Genomic DNA, 15,218 nt, shown 5'->3' with positions numbered 1-15,218 from the left:
TCGGGCAGGCCGCTAGCGCGCCAGCAGCCAGATGACGGCCACCACGATTACCACGCCAGCCACGATCATCCAGCGGGGCTGGCTGTTTTCCCGTGGCTGCGCCTGGGCGTGTGGCCGGGTGTGCGTCTGCGCCTCGTCAGGTTCAGCGAATCGCGCCTGCTGGGCAGGGGCTTGCGGCGCTGCCAGCGGTGCCTCTTCCCCGCGCAACAGTCGCACCAGTCGCGGCCATCCTGCCTGCTCGGCCAATTGCAACGGCGTTTGCCCCAACGGGTTGAGCGCCGAGGTGTCGGCCCCGTGCTCAAGCAGAGCACTCACCACCGGGTAGTTGCCCGCCAACGTCTCGCGGTGCAGCAGCAACCAACCGCCCTCATCGGGATCGGTGACCATGGCAGGGTGTTGCACCAGTGCATCGTGCACCTGCGCCACCATGTTCACGGCCATGGGATGGTCGGCCTCTTCAAGCTGCTTGAGCGCTTGTGCGTCAGCCGGCGTATCCAGAGCCCGCGAGAGCAACACCTGGGATTGCCCTTTGGGCGCCGGTACGAGCGCCACGAAGCCGGGCTCAGCAAATTCCAGGCCCCAGGCCGCATCGTGTTCAGCACGTTCGGCTGCGGGCATCTCGCTGCGCATTGCATCGATGGTGAAGCCTCCATAGACCTCGCCGGCAGACACGTACATCCAGTCAGTGAGCGCCGAAAACGGCAGCGTTACCCGCTGCGATGCATCGAAGCCCGTGGCCCATTCCGGTTCGTTGAGCAGCACGCCGCTGATCGAGACACCGTCGAACGCCACCTCGCTGAGCCACATGTTCTCCACGGTTGGCAGTTCTGGGTCATCACCGTGGACCGGAAAGGCCATCTTCACGGCGGCCATGTCCAGGCCCTTGATAATCCGGCGCGCCTCCCAGGAGAGCTCGCGCCAGAAGAACTTGAACGTGGCCTGCGCATTGGCGATGGCGGTTTGAAGGGCAGGGCTGTTGTCGTGGGCCGGGTAGATGATTTGCTCGGTCATAGGGTACATCCGTGTAAGTGCGTGTTGATGACGAGGGGTATCAGGGTCATCAGACCGAAGAGCACGGGGGGGGGGTTCGAGGGGCTTGCGAGCCTTGAGCACACCTCCCTGGCTCAAACCTCGCTCATTTCCTCAACCCGCCGCGACATCGGCGCCTGTACGGGCGCAACATGCCCGGCCAGGCCAACGCGCATATCGTTGCCACTGGGCTGCTGATACAAGCTCAACCCAAACTCCGGCAGCACCGCCAGCAGGTAATCGAAGATATCCCCCTGAATGCGCTCGTACTCGGCCCACACCGTGGTGGTGGTGAAGCAGTAGATCTCCAGCGGCACGCCTTCTGCCGTGGTCTGCATCTGGCGGACCATGCAGGTCATGTTCGCGTGCACGTCCGGGTGGTTTCTCAGGTAGGCCAATGCGAAGGCGCGGAAGGTGCCAATGTTGGTCAGCTTGCGCCGGTTGGCCGAGAGTTCCGCCACCGGCCCCAAGGCTTCGTTCCAGCTTTGCAACTCCTGACGTTTGCCGGCCAGGTAGTCACCCAGCAGACGTACCTGACTCAGGCGCTGCTCCTCTTCACGGGTCAGGAAACGGACCCCGGCCGCGTCGATGAACAGGCTGCGCTTGATGCGCCGGCCGCCTGATTGCTGCATGCCCCGGTAGTTGCGGAACGATTCGCTCATCAGGCGCCAGGTGGGGATGGAGACGATGGTCTTGTCGAAGTTCTGCACCTTGACCGTGTGCAGGGTAATGTCCACCACATCGCCATCGGCGCCGACCTGGGGCATTTCGATCCAGTCGCCGACGTGCAGCATGTCGTTGCTGGTCAGCTGCACGCTGGCCACGAATGACAAGAGCGTGTCCTTGTACACCAACAGCAGCACGGCTGACATCGCGCCCAGGCCTGACAGCAGTAGCAACGGTGAACGGTCGATAAGGGTGGCGACGATGACGATGGCCGCGAAGATCCACAGCATCATCTTGGCCAGTTGCACATAGCCCTTGATGGAGCGTGTGCGGGCGTGCTCGGTGCGGGCATAGATGTCGAGCAGGGCATCTAGCAGGCACGACAGGGCCATGGTCATGAACAGCAGCGTGAAAGCCAACGCCAGGTTGCCCAGAAAGTGCTGGGCGGTGTCGGACAGCTCTGGCACCAGCTTGAGCCCGAACTGCAGGACCAGCGACGGTGTGGTCTGCGCCAGGCGGTGGAAAACCTTGTTGTGCCGCAGGTCGTCGAGCCATTTCAGGGCAGGCTGGCGTGCCAGCAGGCGAGCGCCGTGCAGCACCAGAAAGCGCGCCAGGCGCCCTAGAATCAGCGATATCACCAGCAGTACGGCCAGGCCGATGGCGGCGTGCAGCATGGGGTGTTGGTCGAGGGTGCCCCACAGGTCGAGGGAGTCGCGCCAGAAGCGTTGGATGTCCATGGGCTTGCTTACAGTCTTGTTGCCAAACGAGGCGTTATTAGAACGCGGATGGGCAGCCCCATGCCAAAAGAAATTCGGCTAAATCGCTAGAAAACGTTACCCTATGCAGCTGATTTCCGTACTTGCCTGAGGTTACCTCCGTGTTCTCCCAATTCGCCTTGCACGAACGCCTGCTCAAAGCCGTGGCCGAGCTTAACTTCGTCGAGCCTACCCCGGTGCAGGCCGCCGCCATTCCCCTGGCGCTGCAAGGGCGGGACCTGCGTGTCACCGCGCAGACCGGCAGTGGCAAGACGGCGGCGTTCGTTCTGCCGCTGCTCAATCGTCTGGTCGATCTGCGCGAGCGCCGTGTGGAGATTCGCGCGCTGATCCTGCTGCCCACCCGTGAGCTGGCACAGCAGACCCTCAAGCAGGTGCAGCTGTTCTCGCAGTTCACTTACATCAAGTCGGGCCTTGTGACCGGCGGCGAAGACTTCAAGGAACAGGCCGCCATGCTGCGCAAGGTGCCGGACGTGCTGATCGGCACGCCGGGCCGTTTGCTCGAGCAGCTCAACGCCGGCAACCTCGACCTGTCCCACGTCCAGGTGCTGATTCTGGACGAAGCCGACCGCATGCTCGACATGGGCTTTGCCGAGGACATGGAACGCCTGTGCAAGGAATGCGAAAACCGCGAGCAGACCCTGTTGTTCTCGGCCACTACCGGCGGCGCGGCGTTGCGCGACATGATCGGCAAGGTCCTGAAAGACCCTGAGCACCTGATGCTCAACAGCGTATCGCAGCTGGCCGAGGGCACCCGCCAGCAGATCATCACGGCCGACCATGACCAGCACAAAGAGCAGATCGTGCAATGGCTGCTGGCCAACGAAACCTTCGACAAGGCGATCATCTTCTCCAATACCCGCGCCATGGCTGACCGTATCTATGGCCACCTGGTCGCCAAGGACGTCAAGGCATTCGTGCTGCATGGCGAGAAGGACCAGAAAGACCGCAAGCTGGCCATCGAGCGCTTCAAGCAGGGCAGCTCCAAGGTGCTGGTCGCCACCGACGTGGCCGCGCGGGGCCTGGACATCGACGGCCTGGACTTGGTCATCAACTTCGACATGCCACGCAGCGGCGATGAATACGTGCACCGTGTGGGTCGTACCGGGCGCGCCGGGGGCGAAGGCCTGGCGATCTCGCTGATCACCCATAACGACTGGAACCTGATGTCCAGCATCGAGCGCTACCTCAAGCAGCAGTTCGAGCGCCGGGTCATCAAGGAAGTCAAAGGCACCTATGGCGGGCCCAAGAAAGTCAAGGCGTCTGGCAAAGCTGCCAGCACCAAAAAGAAGAAGACGGACAAGAAGGGTGGCGACAAGAAGGCCAGTGCCAAGCGCAAGCCTACGGCCAAGCCAAGGGCCAACGCACCGTTGACCAGCTCCGATGGGCTCGCACCGTTGAAGAAGCGCAAGCCGTCGGCCGAGTAAGGCCGGGTGCCTGTGCCAGGGCAGCGCTCAGCGCCGCCCTGGCAGCTACCGTCCTCGCGTCATCCCGCCTTTTTTTCGGCCGCTTTCAATTCCTTGATACGCGTGTCGATCAACTGACACTTGTCCGGCAAGTCCTTGCTGGCGGTGCCCAACTGCATGCCTTGCAGTTCCTCGTTGATTTCCTTGGCCTTCGCCGGGTTCTGTTCGGTCAATTGGGCCACCAGCCCAGCCAGTTCCTCGCGTTTTTGCGTCGCTTCTTCCGGCGTGCATGCCCAGGCGGGCAACGCGCTGCACAGTGTGACCAGGCAAGTGATACGCAGCAGTGGTTTCATCCTTTGTTCCTCCGGCGTGGTTGATGGACGGTTGAGGCGCGGCGAGCCGATTGGTTCACGATCAGGGATAAGTGGCCAGAGGTCGGTGTGGCTTATTGCAGCTAAAGCACGTGACCTCCAGGCCCTTTGCGCGGAACGTGCCCAGATTTGAAAGGTCCCAAAATTGTGTACATCCTCGACGCACACCAGGAGGTAATCGCATGCGTACCATCTACAACTGGGACCTGATCGAACGCTTGTTGCATGAAGTGCAGAACGGCAGTGGGCAGAACTTCACGCCCCGCCCTTATGCCGAAGCGCACGCCGCTGACCTGGCGGCCAAGGGTGAACCCGTCAGTGACCTGGATCGCCTCAAAAGCCAGGCCTGCGAATACGAGAAGCTGCTTCTGGAGCGAGGCTATATTCAAAGCCGCCCGGAAGAGGAGGGTGGTAACGGCGAGAACTTCGTGCTGACCGAGCGAGGGTCGCGCCTGATGAGCCTGATTGACAGCAGCATTCCAGGCTTCGAACACCCGCGGCAAGTGCTGGATGATCAGGACGATGCGCTGGATGAAAGCACCTTTGAACACGTCTCGTCCAAGGCGCAGATTGCCGGCGGTGCCATTTAAGGCTGGCCAGTGAGGCATGCGTGAATTGATAATCCCCTGTCCCTTTTTTCAGGTAAATCACTGCGCATGCCTTTGCACCGTCTCGAGGTCCGCCGATGAGCGTGGCCCGTAAGAACCCCGATGCCTTCGCGTTCCAGGTCATGGTGGTGCTCTGCCTGATCTGGGGCAGCCAGCAGGTGCTGATCAAAACGGCCGCCGTGGACATTGCCCCGGTGATGCAGGCAACCCTGCGCAACTGCATCGCTGCGGTGCTGGTTGGGCTGATGGTGCTTTGGCGCGGCGACTGGAAACAGATGGGGGTGACCTGGCGCGCGGGCGTGCTGGCGGGCGGGCTGTTCGGGCTCGAGTTTCTGTTCATCGCCGAAGGACTCAAGCTGACCACGGCCGCTCACATGTCGGTGTTCCTGTACACAGCGCCCATCTTCACCGCCCTTGGCCTGCATTTCATGCTGCCCAGCGAACGGCTGAGGCTGTTGCAGTGGCTGGGCATACTGCTGGCGTTCGCGGGCATCGCACTGGCCTTCGTGGGTGGGACCTCATGGGCCGACATGGACGGGCGCACCTTGCTGGGGGATGCCTTCGGGGTACTCGCCGGCTTGGCGTGGGGCGCGACCACGGTCGTGGTCAGGGGGTCGCGGCTTTCCGAGGCACCGGCAACCCTTACCCTGTTCTATCAGCTAGCCGTAGGTTTTGTCGGCTTACTGCTCATTGGGCTGATCACGGGGCAGGCCGGCGATGTGGTCATGACGCCGCTGGCGATTGGGAGCGTATTGTTCCAGGGCGTAATCGTCTCGTTCATCAGTTACCTGACCTGGTTCTGGCTGCTGCGCAAGTACCTGGCATCGAACCTGGCTGTGTTTTCATTCATCACGCCCCTGTTCGGCGTCACCTTCGGGGTGTTGATCCTGGGCGAACCGCTGACCGTGAACTTCGTGCTTGGCGCTGTACTGGTGCTCGTGGGCGTGGTTCTGGTAAGTGCCGAACCCTGGGTACGGCAGCAACTGCGCAAATGGGTCGGGTAAGGCCAGAACCTAGCAGTAACATAGGGAAACGATTGGCGGTGCCAGGAAATCCCCCAAGCGGCTTGATCGGCGTCACAATCACCCCCATCTGTAAGATCAGACGTAGGCGTCAGCCCATACATGCGGCTATGATCTGTATAAGGCAGCGCCAAACTGATTCGCCGTTAGGCTTACCCGTAAAGGGGGCATTATGAATAAAGCACTGTACAACTGGCTCCACGACCTTGGGGTTGCCTTGGGTTTGATTCCGCCGCCCTTGCAGCCGGTGCCCATCCCGACTGATGAAAAGCAGCGCCCCCGTCAGCCACGCCGCCGCTGAGCGAGCGAAGGCCGCTCTACCTTTCGGGGCAGAGCGGCTTCTTTGTTCTAATTAGGCGTTTTTTTGCTTGGCGCACCCGCTCTAGAGCTCCGGCTGTTCGTAACGGCTTTCGGCAGCACTGATCGAGCCCTGCTTCTCCCTCTGTAATATCCCCCTTCCACCCACTCATCCCCGCGCTTTGCGACCTGTTTCAGCCAGCTGCGACACTGGCGTAAACATTGCGTTGATGTATTTCGTCAGGATGCAATAATTTCCTGCGGCTACGGCCTCCTATTTGAAAGCGCTCTGCTACATATCAACCTTGCGCCTACTTTTCTCCCATTTTCATCCTGCAAGGATCGCCGAAGATGCGCACGAACTTGCCCGTCACCGAGCATGAAAGAACCTTCCCCGGTGACCAGCGCCTGATCTCGACCACCGATCTGGATAGCCGAATCACCTACTGCAACGAAGCGTTCGTGGCCATTAGTGGCTTCACTTATGACGAACTGGTGGGTCAGCCCCACAATTTGGTACGTCATCCGGACATGCCCGCCGCGGTGTTCGGCCATATGTGGGACACCATCAAGCAGGGCAAGCCCTGGATGGGTATCGTCAAAAACCGAGCAAAGAACGGTGACTATTACTGGGTCAGTGCCTACGTCACGCCCATCTACGAACAAGGCCGCGTCAGTGGTTACGAGTCAGTGCGTTCAGTGCCCAGCCGCGCGCAGATCGCCCGTGCCGAGCGCCTGTATGCCCGCCTGCGCAGTGACCGTGCGCCGTTGCCGTGGGTAGCACGTGTGGGCCAACGCCTGGGGACTGGATGGCCGCTTGCCGCCGCCGGAGCGCTATCGGCGCTCGCCTACGCCAGCCTGCCGGCCTACGCTGCACTGGCGGTATTGATGACCAGCCTGCTGCTGGCCTGGTACGTCATCGAGCGCCAGCACAGCCAAGCCATACAGCGCACGTTGGCTGCACACCCCAAGGCCTTCACCAGCCCGCTGGTGGCGCTGACCTATAGCGCCAGCCCCGGGCTGCATGGGCAAATGGATCTGGCCATTCTGAGTGAAGAAGCGCGCTTGCAAACCGCCTTGACCCGGCTTGAGGATGCAGGCGTGGGGGTAAAGGACCGGGCTTCACAATCCTCCAAACTGTCAGACACACAGGCCTCGATGCTTGACCGTCAACGCAGTGAAACGGATCAGTCCGCCACTGCCATCGCCGAGATGGCGGCAACCATCCAGCAGGTCACGCAGAACGTCCAGAGCACGGCCCATGCCGCCGGCGACGCCGATCAATTGGCTCAGCGCGGCAGTGAGCTGGCCCAGCAGAGCCTGCATGCGATGGACAGCATGAGCGATGCGGTCAGTGATATTGGCCAGGCCGTCAGCGCACTCGCCCAGCAGACCCAGTCCATCGGCAGCGTGGTCGATGTGATCACAGCCATTGCCGAGCAGACCAACCTGCTGGCACTTAACGCTGCCATCGAAGCGGCCCGAGCGGGGGAGCAGGGGCGGGGGTTTGCCGTGGTGGCCGACGAGGTCCGTTCGCTGGCCCAGCGCACCCGCACTTCGACCGAGGAAATTCATCAGATCATCGCCACCCTGCGCGCGGGCACCGAGCGGGCAGTGAGCTCCGCCGGCCACGGTGAGCGCATCGCGCGCGACAGCAGGCAAAGCGTTGAGGCCGTGCAGAATGCGCTGGTCGGCATCGCCCAGGCGGTCAGCAGTATCACAAGGATGAGCCAACAGATGGCTGCTGCTTCCGAGCAGCAAAGCCATGTGGCTGAAGACATCAACCAGCAGATCACGCGCATCGCCCAGTTGTGCGATCAAAGCGCTGGGCAGGCACGGCAAGGCGCGCAGATCAGCCAGGACCTCGAACGCATGGCCGACTATCTCTACGGCCTGGCCGAGCGCTTCAATCGCTGATCGCCCACACCTGCGCGGGGCACGCTTTGGGCTGAAGGCGTGCCGGTTGATCTGCGGTTCTGTGGCACACTGCGCGGCCAAGGAGACCTCATGTCCAGACCCCGCTGCGAGCGCTGCCTGCGCCCCCTCGACCATTGCCTCTGCGCCTTGATACCTGCGATCGGCAGCAGGACCCGCGTGTTGCTGTTGCAGCACCCAAGCGAAGCGTCCCATGCGCTGAACACGGCTCGCCTGGCAGCGCTAGGCTTGATCAATGCCCAGCTGCACGTGGGTGAAGTATTCAACGACCTGGACCAATGGCTGGCAATGCCGGGTTACCGGCCAGTGGTGTTGTTTCCGGGCGAGGGGGCGCAAGCGCTCGGGCCTTACACGCAGACCGACGACACACCGTTGTTGCTGGTCGTGCCGGACGGTACCTGGCGCAAGGCGCGCAAGCTGATGTACCTCAATCCGCTGCTGGCGGCTCTGCCGAAGGTCACCTTGGGGAATGTGACGCCGTCACGCTATCGTCTGCGCAAGGCGCCCGAGGCAGGCGCGCTTTCGACCATCGAGGCGGTGGTGCAGGCCTTGAACGTGCTGGAGTACCCTGCCAGCTTCGACGCCGTGCTGGCGCCGTTCGAGGCCCTGATCGAAGGGCAGATCCAAGCCATGGGCGCAGGCACCTACCAGCGCAATCATCGCAAGGATACGGGGGCGCCCTGAGCGACGCCCCGGTCTGGTCAGCGCATCTCGGGCAGATGGGCTTCGGTGCGCACTTCGGTGGCCGCGTAGGCGTCAGGCGGTAGCGAGATGCGCTGCTTGCTCAACAGCTCGCCCATTGTGGCCAGTACTCGGTAGCGGGAATAGGCTTCGGTGTAGCGCACCTCGGTGTAGCGACGGTCCGCGTTGTACAGCTCGTTTTCACTGTCGAGCACGTCCAGCAGGGTACGCTGGCCCAGGCCGAACTGGTCCTGGTAGGCGGCGCGCACCCGTTTGGTGGTGTCGGCGTACTCGCGCGCGGTAGGCAGCTGCTTGCTGGCGTTGTTCAGGGCGTTCCAGGCCAGGCTCAGGTTTTCGGTCAGCTCGCGCAGTGCATTGTTGCGAATGTCCATGGCCTGGTTGATCTTGTGCGCGTCGGAGTTCAGGCGGGCCTTGTCGCTGCCACCGCGGAACAGGTTGTAGTTCATCTCCACGCCTGCCTGCCAGTCGTTGTTGCTGTGGCCTTTTTCACCGCCGGTATTGTTGTTGGCACCGGTGGCCAGAATGGCATCAAAGCGCGGGTAGAAGGTGGACTTGGCAACCTTGTACTGCTCTTCGGCGGCGTTCACGTCCGCCTGGGCCGACTTGATGTAAGGGTTGTTCTGGCGCATGCCTTCGCGTGCTTCTTCCAGCGTTGCTGGCATTTGCACGGCGACCGCTTGCGGATCTTCCAGCTCATCCGGCACACGGCCCACGACGCTGAAGAAGTTGGCTTCGGCATCGGCCAGGTCCACCTCGGCGGTATCGAGGTTGTTCTCCGCCAGGGCGCGACGAGCACGGGACTGGTCCAGGTCAGCTGTGCTGCCGACACCCCGTTCGTTGCGCAGGCCGATCTGGTCGTTCACCCGCAGATGGGCTTGCAGGTTGTTCTTGGCAAGGCTTACCAGTTCGCGGCGCTTGAGCACTTCCAGGTACACCTCGATGGCGCGCAAGGCGACGTCCTGAGCCACTGCCTGGGTGTAGTACGCACGGGAGGTGGAGACCGCTTGGGTGCGGCCCACTTCACTGGAGGTGTTGAAGCCATCGAAGATCATCTGCCGCAGGCGCAGGTCGGCCTGGGAATAGTTGAGGGTTTCCTTGCCACGTCGTCCGTCAGTACCACGCGTGTTGGCGTTGTCCGAGCGCTGGCGACCGTAGCCCGCTACCAGGTCGACGGATGGGTAGTAGCCGCCGCGGGCGAACTTCACATCTTCATCGGCAGACAACTTGCTGTTGCGGTTCGAGCTGACCTGGGGGTGGTAGTCCACAGCGCTTTGGACAGCTTCGGTGATCGACATCGCCTGCACGTGGGCGCTTGCCAGAGCCAACAGCAACGCACTGGTGATGGGGTTCAAAAAACGCATGGGTACCTCTCCCTGATCCTGGGTTTTCCTACAAATCGCCAAAAAAATGACTATATTCCGATGCCGTATAGTGTTGCAGGTTTTTAAGCCCACAGCTAAGTACATTCACTGGCATGAGTAAGAAGATTTATTCATATCAACGTGCCATGTTCGACATTAATTGTCTAACGCTGGAAAGGGGAGCTACTTGATCCGGTGCCATCCCGCGCTGTCCAGGTGGCGCCAAGTGGCGGCTGCAGCCGGTTCCGGTACGTATCTAAATAAAAACCTGGTGGGGTAGGCCAAGTTGATATTTGGCGACAAATTATTGTCACTGAGGCGGTCTGTAGGTTTTCTGCCGAAGAATGTAGAACGTGACACCTACCGCACTGGCCAACATGAACAGCCGTGCCCAGGGGAAAGGAACCAGATAGCAGGAAACGGCGATGCTCAACCACATCAGGCCTATGGCATAGGCCTTGGCTTTGAGGGGCATACCCTCGCCGCCTAGGTAGCCCCGGATCCAGGGCCCCAGGCGAGGGTGGCTGACCAACCAGTCGTGAAAGCGTGGCGAGCTGCGGGCAAAACACGCCGCTGCCAGCAGGAGAAACGGAGTGGTCGGCAGCACCGGCAGGAAGATGCCAACCACGCCCAGCGCCACGCTCAGCCAGCCGATGGCCAGCAGCAGGTAGCGCATGCCCGGCTTAGTGGTGACGGGGCTTGAGCAGGGCCGGTTTCTCTTCCGGGGCATGCAACAACAGGAACAGCGCGGTCAGGGCCTCGGGAATCTGCACGATCATGTCGTCCTGAAGGCTGGCATTGCTGGCGATGTCGGCAAATTCAGGCTGCTCGTCGAACAGGCCCGAACCGACCATGATCGGCAGCAGCATTTCGCTCACTTCCTCTTCGGCATTCTCGAACCAGGCTTCCTCGCGCAGGAAGACCCCTTCCATGAAGCCGATGCACCAGCCGCGCAGGTCGGAGTCGTCAGGGTCATCGCCCAGATCCAGGTCGCAGGGCAGCTCGAACTCGTCATCACTGGCCAACTGGCGCGCGATATGGCCTTTGAGGGCAACCAGCGTGGCCTCGATCTCGACGCGCTGGGCCTCGCTGGCGTAGTGCGGTTCTTCGGCGAACAAGGCGTCGATCCATTCGCGCTCGGGCACCTCTTCGGCGTTGATCGACAAGGCAGTGAGGTAGCCGTGGGCGGCGACATAGTCCAGCGCTTCTTCGTGCAGCTCGTCGGCGTCGAGGAAGGCTTGCAGGCGGGTCAGTTGCTCGGCGAAGGACATTACGGGGCTACCTTGGGAATAAACGATACCGAATTCTAGCACCTTGCAGCGTCAGCGGGGCAAAGACACGCCCATCGCAACGGTGCCAGCGCAGGGAGCGGGTGCGGTATACTTGGCGGTTTCCAGCCAAGGGCCCACCGTTGTCGGGCCCTTGGCAAAAACCGCTTACGCATTCGGCGTGTGCGGCGCGGGTTTTTCGTCCAGCCTGTAGCGGGGTGGTACGGCGTTTTTGGAGTTGCACATGCTCGAACAGGCTCAGCGCGTTCTCAAGGACATCTTCGGCTACGACAGCTTCCGAGGGCGCCAGGCAGCGATCATCGAATGCGTAGCCAATGGTGGCGATGCCCTGGTGCTGATGCCCACAGGTGGCGGCAAGTCGCTGTGTTTCCAGGTACCGGGGTTGCTGCGCCCAGGCCTGACCGTGGTGGTGTCGCCGTTGATCGCACTGATGGACGACCAGGTAGCCACGCTCGATGAACTTGGGGTATCGGCCGCTGCGCTGAACTCCACGCTCAATGCCGAGCAGCAACGGGAACTGGCTGGGCGCCTGCGCCGCGGCGAGGTGAAGATGCTCTACCTGGCGCCAGAGCGCCTGGTGCAACCGCGCATGCTCGATTTTCTGCGCGACCTGGACATTTCGCTGTTCGCCATCGACGAAGCCCACTGCGTGTCCCAGTGGGGCCACGATTTTCGCCCCGAATACTTGCAACTGGGCCAACTGGCCGAGCTGTTCCCGCATGTGCCACGCATTGCGCTCACCGCGACCGCAGACATGCGTACCCGGGAAGAAATCGTCCAGCGCCTGCACCTGCAGGGGGCCGAGCGCTTCCTCTCAAGCTTCGATCGGCCGAACATCTTCTACCGCATCGTCCCCAAGGAAGCGCCCCGCAAGCAGCTCATGGCGTTTCTGGGCGAACGGCGTGGGAACGCAGGCATCGTCTATTGCCTGTCGCGCAAGAAAGTCGACGAAACCGCTGCGTTTCTCTGCGACCAGGGCTTCCCCGCGCTGCCTTACCACGCCGGCCTGCCGGCTGAGACGCGCTCGGCCAACCAGCATCGGTTCCTCAACGAAGAAGGGCTGATCATGGTCGCGACCATCGCCTTTGGCATGGGCATCGACAAGCCCAACGTGCGTTTCGTCGCGCACCTGGACCTGCCAAAGTCGCTGGAAGCCTACTATCAGGAAACCGGTCGTGCCGGTCGTGACGGCCTGCCTTCGGACGCCTGGATGGCGTACGGCTTGCAGGACATGGTCATGCTCAAGCAGATGCTGCAGAACTCCGAGGGTGACGAGCGGCACAAGCGCATCGAGCAGCACAAGCTCGACGCAATGCTTGCCTTGTGCGAGGAGACACGCTGCCGACGCCAGACCTTGCTGGCGTACTTCGATGAGACGCTGGAACAACCCTGCGGGCACTGCGACAACTGTGTCGACAACGTGCAGACGTGGGATGCCACCGAGCCCGCCCGCCAGGCATTGTCAGCAGTATTTCGCACCGGCCAGCGTTATGGCGTGGGGCATCTGGTGGACGTGCTGCTGGGCAAAAGCACCGAGAAAGTGACCAATTTCGGTCATGACAAGCTGTCGGTGTTCGGCGTCGGCAAGGCGCTGGCCGAGGCCGACTGGCGCTCGCTGTTCCGCCAACTGGTAGCCCGTGGCCTGGTCGACATCGACCTGGAAGGCTACGGCGGCCTGCGCCTGTCGGACAGCTGCCGCCCGCTGCTGCGCGGCGAAGTCACGTTGCAACTGCGCCGTGACCTGAAGCCGCAGACCGTGGCCAAGGCCTCGTCTTCTGGCGGCGGCAGCCCGGCGAGCCAGTTGGTGCGTGCAGAAGAACGCGAATTGTGGGAAGCGCTGCGCACCTTGCGCCGCAAGCTTGCCGAAGAGCATCGCGTCCCGCCTTACGTCATCTTCCCGGACTCCACCCTGCTCGAGATGTTGCGCAGCCAGCCGGTGACCCTGAGCGACATGGCGCAGGTCAGCGGTGTCGGCGCCCGCAAACTGGAACGCTACGGGCAGGCTTTCCTGGAAGTGCTCAATGGCAGCGGCGGTACTGCCGAGGCCCCGAAGGTGGTACTGGACTTGCGTCATGAACTGGTCAGCCTGGCCCGCGCCGGCATGACGCCGGCGCAGATCGCCGGTCAGCTCGACTGCACTGAAAAGAATGTCTACAGCCTGCTGGCTGAGGCCTTGGGGCGTCAGGAGCTCAACCTCGAACAAGCGCTGGACCTGCCGGAAGATCTTCTGTCGGAGATCCAGGATGCCTTCCTCGACGGCGAAGGCGAATTGCCACCCGTTTCCACCATTGCGCCGTTGTTCGGATCGCGTGTGCCAGACGGCGTCCTGCACTGCGTGCGTGCCGCCTTGGCGGCTGAGTTCGAGCTGTGACAGTGCGCGCTACCGGCTCGGCCCGAGCGGTTTGCTGATCCGTGTCACGCCAGCGCACATTTACCCTGCAGCAGCGCATCCCGACGGCTTGCCTCGTCGGGCTGCGCATGATTAGCTGCCTAACAATTAGAACTGTTCGACGAGTCGCTTTATGCCCCTGACTGACAATCAACACCGCTTCGGCATGCAGCTTGCCCAGATGTCCCGTGGTTGGCGCGCCGAGCTTGATCGCCGCCTGGCCGGCCTCAATCTGTCACAGGCGCGGTGGCTGGTGCTGCTGCACCTGGCACGGTTCGAGGAAGCGCCTACCCAACGCGAACTGGCGCAGAGCGTCGGCGTGGAGGGCCCGACCCTGGCGCGGTTGCTCGATAGTCTCGAAGGGCAGGGGCTGGTGCGTCGCCAGGCCGTTGTCGAAGACCGGCGGGCCAAGAAGATCCTGCTGTGCCCCCCAGCCAAGCCCCTGATCGAGCAGATCGAGACCATCGCCAATCAGCTGCGCATCGAGCTTTTCACAGGCGTCGATGAAGCGGACCTTGAGGTCTGCATGCGGGTCCATGCCAAGATTCTGAGCAACCTGGAAAAGCCCTGATCCACCGTTTGCGAGGCGCATCACCATGACCGAGCCAAAGTCTGAAATCGTCATCACCTATTGCACCCAGTGCCAGTGGCTGCTGCGTGCCGGCTGGCTGGCCCAGGAGCTACTCAGTACGTTTGGCCAGGACCTGGGGCAGGTGGCCTTGCAGCCGGGCACCGGTGGCGTCTTTCGCATCACCTGCGATGGCGTGCAGGTGTGGGAGCGCAACGCCGATGGCGGCTTCCCTGAAGCAAAAGTGCTCAAGCAACGCGTACGCGATCAGATCGATCCACAGCGCGACCTGGGTCACAACGACCGCTAACCGCCCCGGCCGTGTCGATACTGCAGGCCGGCCTCTTGGCGTCAGAGGCGCACCTTGCCTAGCAGCACGTCCCTGAACATCGCGAAGTCGCCCAGCAGGCTATAGAAGGGATAAGTGAAGGTCGCAGGCCGATTCTTCTCGAAAAAGTAATGCCCTACCCAGGCCAGGCCGTAGCCGACCACGGGCACCGCCAGCAGCAGCATCCACTTGCCGCTGCCGATGGCATAGGCCAGCAGGGCAATGACCAGGCTGGTGCCCACAAAGTGCAGGCGGCGGCACGTGGGGTTGCTGTGCTCACCAAGGTAGTACGGGTAGAACTCCGCGAAGGTTCGGAATTGCGCTGTGCGGTCCATGACACTGCTCCGGAAGATTGACTGGGAATGATAGACACGGCGTGGAGCCTGATTCGAGTCTAGAGTCACTGACGAGGCGTACCAGTGACAATAGGCGCCAATTGAGTATCCTTGGGGTTCACCGCAGGAGCGGTCAGCA

General features: G+C 62.1%; 15 protein-coding genes and 2 pseudogenes. 10 read left to right on the top strand and 7 right to left on the bottom strand.

Annotated features, from left to right (window positions below; translation table 11 throughout):
- Positions 1-12: 12 nt before the first annotated feature.
- Together FS767_RS07085 and FS767_RS07080 are read right to left on the bottom strand one after the other, a co-directional pair.
- Positions 13-1,011: a DUF2314 domain-containing protein gene (locus tag FS767_RS07085; protein ID WP_144964682.1), complete on the bottom strand. Its 999-nt coding sequence runs from the start codon at positions 1,009-1,011 to the stop codon at positions 13-15.
- Positions 1,012-1,124: 113 nt separating this feature from the next.
- On the bottom strand, positions 1,125-2,432 hold the full coding sequence (locus FS767_RS07080; RefSeq protein WP_144964681.1) for a mechanosensitive ion channel family protein: 1,308 nt from the start codon (positions 2,430-2,432) through the stop codon (positions 1,125-1,127).
- Positions 2,433-2,572: 140 nt separating this feature from the next.
- Between FS767_RS07080 and FS767_RS07075 the strand changes: the two genes are divergently transcribed.
- Entirely contained in the window at positions 2,573-3,895 is a 1,323-nt protein-coding gene (locus tag FS767_RS07075) for a DEAD/DEAH box helicase (RefSeq protein ID WP_144964680.1), read from the top strand.
- Positions 3,896-3,954: 59 nt separating this feature from the next.
- Here FS767_RS07075 and FS767_RS07070 read toward each other — a convergent pair whose 3' ends face one another.
- A complete protein-coding gene (locus tag FS767_RS07070) occupies positions 3,955-4,227 on the bottom strand; it encodes a hypothetical protein (RefSeq protein ID WP_027915883.1) in 273 nt (90 codons plus the stop codon).
- A gap of 200 nt (positions 4,228-4,427) precedes the next feature.
- On the opposite strand from FS767_RS07070, the gene FS767_RS07065 reads away from it, so the two are divergent.
- The 6 genes and pseudogenes from FS767_RS07065 (at position 4,428) to FS767_RS07050 (ending at position 8,791) form a co-directional block, all read left to right on the top strand.
- Entirely contained in the window at positions 4,428-4,835 is a 408-nt protein-coding gene (locus FS767_RS07065) for a transcriptional regulator (RefSeq protein ID WP_144964679.1), read from the top strand.
- A gap of 95 nt (positions 4,836-4,930) precedes the next feature.
- Positions 4,931-5,857, top strand: a complete 927-nt coding sequence (locus FS767_RS07060; RefSeq protein WP_144964678.1) for a DMT family transporter — start codon at positions 4,931-4,933, stop codon at positions 5,855-5,857.
- Positions 5,858-6,047: 190 nt separating this feature from the next.
- A complete protein-coding gene (locus FS767_RS23190) occupies positions 6,048-6,176 on the top strand; it encodes a PA1414 family protein (RefSeq protein ID WP_023533827.1) in 129 nt (42 codons plus the stop codon).
- 347 nt (positions 6,177-6,523) lie between these two features.
- Positions 6,524-6,805: pseudogene (locus tag FS767_RS23430) on the top strand (PAS domain-containing protein); the annotation flags it as partial.
- Positions 6,806-7,114: 309 nt separating this feature from the next.
- Positions 7,115-8,089 (top strand): annotated as a pseudogene (locus FS767_RS23425) (methyl-accepting chemotaxis protein); the annotation flags it as partial.
- Between the two features lie 90 nt (positions 8,090-8,179).
- On the top strand, positions 8,180-8,791 hold the full coding sequence (locus tag FS767_RS07050) for a tRNA-uridine aminocarboxypropyltransferase (RefSeq protein WP_144964676.1): 612 nt from the start codon (positions 8,180-8,182) through the stop codon (positions 8,789-8,791).
- A 17-nt stretch (positions 8,792-8,808) separates the two neighbouring features.
- Here the strand turns inward: FS767_RS07050 and FS767_RS07045 are convergent, their stop codons facing one another.
- The 3 genes from FS767_RS07045 to FS767_RS07035 all read right to left on the bottom strand — a co-directional run bounded on the left by FS767_RS07045 (position 8,809) and on the right by FS767_RS07035 (position 11,441).
- Positions 8,809-10,170, bottom strand: coding sequence for a TolC family outer membrane protein (locus tag FS767_RS07045; protein WP_144964675.1), 1,362 nt, complete (start codon positions 10,168-10,170; stop codon positions 8,809-8,811).
- A 310-nt stretch (positions 10,171-10,480) separates the two neighbouring features.
- Positions 10,481-10,846: a YbaN family protein gene (locus tag FS767_RS07040; protein ID WP_144964674.1), complete on the bottom strand. Its 366-nt coding sequence runs from the start codon at positions 10,844-10,846 to the stop codon at positions 10,481-10,483.
- Between the two features lie 7 nt (positions 10,847-10,853).
- Complete coding sequence (locus FS767_RS07035; protein WP_027915890.1) at positions 10,854-11,441, bottom strand: UPF0149 family protein; 588 nt, start codon at positions 11,439-11,441, stop codon at positions 10,854-10,856.
- A gap of 241 nt (positions 11,442-11,682) precedes the next feature.
- On the opposite strand from FS767_RS07035, the gene recQ reads away from it, so the two are divergent.
- From recQ to FS767_RS07015, 3 genes are all read left to right on the top strand, one after another.
- Positions 11,683-13,830 carry a DNA helicase RecQ gene (recQ, locus tag FS767_RS07025; RefSeq protein WP_144964673.1) on the top strand — a complete coding sequence of 716 codons (2,148 nt, stop codon included), beginning with the start codon at positions 11,683-11,685 and terminating at the stop codon, positions 13,828-13,830.
- A gap of 151 nt (positions 13,831-13,981) precedes the next feature.
- Positions 13,982-14,419, top strand: a complete 438-nt coding sequence (locus tag FS767_RS07020) for a MarR family transcriptional regulator (RefSeq protein WP_058605594.1) — start codon at positions 13,982-13,984, stop codon at positions 14,417-14,419.
- 25 nt (positions 14,420-14,444) lie between these two features.
- A complete protein-coding gene (locus tag FS767_RS07015) occupies positions 14,445-14,726 on the top strand; it encodes a SelT/SelW/SelH family protein (RefSeq protein WP_144964672.1) in 282 nt (93 codons plus the stop codon).
- A 41-nt stretch (positions 14,727-14,767) separates the two neighbouring features.
- Here the strand turns inward: FS767_RS07015 and FS767_RS07010 are convergent, their stop codons facing one another.
- On the bottom strand, positions 14,768-15,079 hold the full coding sequence (locus FS767_RS07010; protein WP_058605592.1) for a DUF962 domain-containing protein: 312 nt from the start codon (positions 15,077-15,079) through the stop codon (positions 14,768-14,770).
- Positions 15,080-15,218 lie beyond the last annotated feature (139 nt).

It is taken from the genome of Pseudomonas sp. DE0010, from assembly GCF_007680745.1.
Lineage (GTDB): Bacteria > Pseudomonadota > Gammaproteobacteria > Pseudomonadales > Pseudomonadaceae > Aquipseudomonas > Aquipseudomonas parafulva_B.
This window is presented reverse-complemented; position numbering and strand designations above follow the sequence as displayed.